The organism is Streptomyces sp. SID486 (assembly GCF_009865385.1).
Lineage (GTDB): Bacteria > Actinomycetota > Actinomycetes > Streptomycetales > Streptomycetaceae > Streptomyces.
Window position 1 is genome coordinate 1 of sequence record NZ_WWJT01000065.1, and the last position, 2270, is coordinate 2270.

Consider the following 2270-nt stretch of genomic DNA (forward strand, 5'->3'; position numbering starts at 1 on the left):
GTCCTCGGTCGTCGGGGTGACGGTCAGCCGCGGTACGGCGGCCTCCGGGGCCAGCACCTGCTGGCACGGCACGCCCTCGGCCTCCGGGAACACCGTCCGCAGACTCTCGTGCCGTGCGACGACGTCCCCGAGGGCGGACCGGAGCGCGTCGCGGTCGAGCTCACCCGTCAGCCGCAGCGCCAGCGGGATGTTGTAGGTGGGGCTCGGCCCCTCCATCTTGTGGATGAACCACAGCCGCCGCTGGGCGAAGGACAACGGCATGACCTCCGGCCGCTGCCCCACGGTGAGCGCCAGGCGGCCGGGGCCGGCCGTGTCGAGCAGGGCCGCCACCGCGGCGGGCGTGGGACCTTCGAAGAGTGCACGCAGCTCCAGTTCGACCCCGAAGGTCGCCCGGATCCGGGCGGTCAGCCGGGTGGCCAGCAGGGAGTGCCCGCCCAGCTCGAAGAAGTCGTCGTCGACGCCTGCCCGGGGCAGCCCGAGGACCTGCGCGAACAGGTCGCAGACGATCTGCTCCTGGGGCGTGCGCGCCTCCCGGCCGGCCCCGGCCGCACCGAACTCCGGTGCCGGCAGGGCGGCCCGGTCCAGCTTTCCGTTGGCCGTCAGCGGCAGACGGTCGAGCGGCACGACGGCCGAGGGGACCATGTACTCCGGCAGATGGTGACGGGCGTGCTCGCGCAGTGCGGTGACGAGGGCACCGGTCCCGCGGCGTGCGGCGGGATTCGTCGTCCACCGGGCCAGGGACGTCCCGGCACCGGAGTGCAGGGGGGCGTAGGTGCCGAGGGGGACACCGCCGGCCATCCGGCTCCGCTCGGCGAGGACGACGTCGACGGTGTCGGCGTCCTGGGTGTTCCAGGTGACGCCGGTCCAGTAGCCGTGCTCCTCACCCAGCTCGTGGAAGACCTCGAGGCCGGGCAGGGCACCGGTGACGGCGGGCGGCGGCGCACCCTCGTCCAGCGCCTGGCGCAGGGCCAGTTCGCCGGCCAGACGGGGGTTGGGGATACCGGTGACCCGCAGCGCCGCCGGACGCTCCCGCCTCAGCCACTCCCTGAGGTCGGCGAGACCGGCGACGGCGTCCAGGTCCCGGGCCCAGGGCCGGGTGGGGGCGTCGGTGAGGGGGTGGGGGGTGATGCCGGTCTTGTAGAGGGTGGCGTCGTAGCGGTAGCGGGTGAGTTCGTTCTGTGCGGTGCCGCGTTTGAGCTGGATGTCGGTGCCGGCGAGGTCGGGGATGTGGTGGGTGAGGGCGGTGAAGTACTCGGGGTCGACGAGGAGTTCCTTCTCCAGGACGAGGCTCTGTTCGACGGCGCGGCGGACGGCCGCGGTGTCGGTGGGGTCCTCGGCCCGTGCGCTCTGGACGGCGCTGGTGAAGGTGCGCAGCAGCCGGGGGTTGCGGACGTCCCCGACGAACAGCGCCCCGCCCGGCGCCAGCACGCGCACGGCATGGTCGACGACCTGCTCCAGATAACCGGCGCTGGGGAAGTACTGCACCACCGAGTTGACGACGACGGTGTCGAAGTGCCCCACCGGCAGACCGGCGAAGTCATGGGCGGGCCGGGTCTGCAACCGGACCCGGGACGCGAGGACGGGATCCGCGTCGACGTGGCGCCGCAGCTCCTCGATGACGCTCGGGGAGAAGTCGGTGCCCCAGTACTCCTCGCACTCGGGGGCGAGCCCGGCGAGGAGGAGACCGGTGCCCACGCCGATCTCCAGGACGCGGCGCGGACGCAGGGCCCTGATGCGGTCCACGGTGGTGTCACGCCACTCCCGCATCTGCGGCAGCGGGATCGGCTCGCCGTCGTAACTGCTGTGCCAGCTGGCGAAGTTCTCCCCGAACGCCGTGCGCGGCGCGGTGGTGTACACGGAGTCGTACAGGTCCCGCCACTCGCTCAGCTGGTCCTGCTCGGCGGCCTCGTCCCGTGCCTGCGCCGAGGTGTCGGCCACGACGTAGGCGACCAGACGTGTCGTGCCGGGCTGGTCCTCGCGGGCGACGACGGCGGCCTGCGCGATGTCCGGGTGGTCGGTGAGGACCTGTTCGATCTCGCCGGGTTCGATGCGGAACCCGCGGATCTTGACCTGGTGGTCGGCGCGGCCGACGAATTCCAGCTCGCCGTCTGCGTTCCAGCGGACGAGGTCGCCGGTGCGGTACATACGGGCCCCGGGCCCGGGGGCGTAGGGGTCGGCGACGAACCGCTCGGCGGTCAGTCCCGGCCGGCCCAGATACCCGCGGGCCACCCCCGCTCCGCCTATGTACAGCTCGCCCACCACCCCGGGCG

1 protein-coding gene is annotated in these 2270 nt (G+C 73.2%); it reads right to left on the reverse strand.

Annotated elements, in window-relative coordinates; genetic code table 11:
* Window positions 1-2270, reverse strand: a 2270-nt coding sequence (locus tag GT045_RS03220; protein WP_161333232.1) for a phosphopantetheine-binding protein, incomplete at both ends; no start/stop codon positions are given.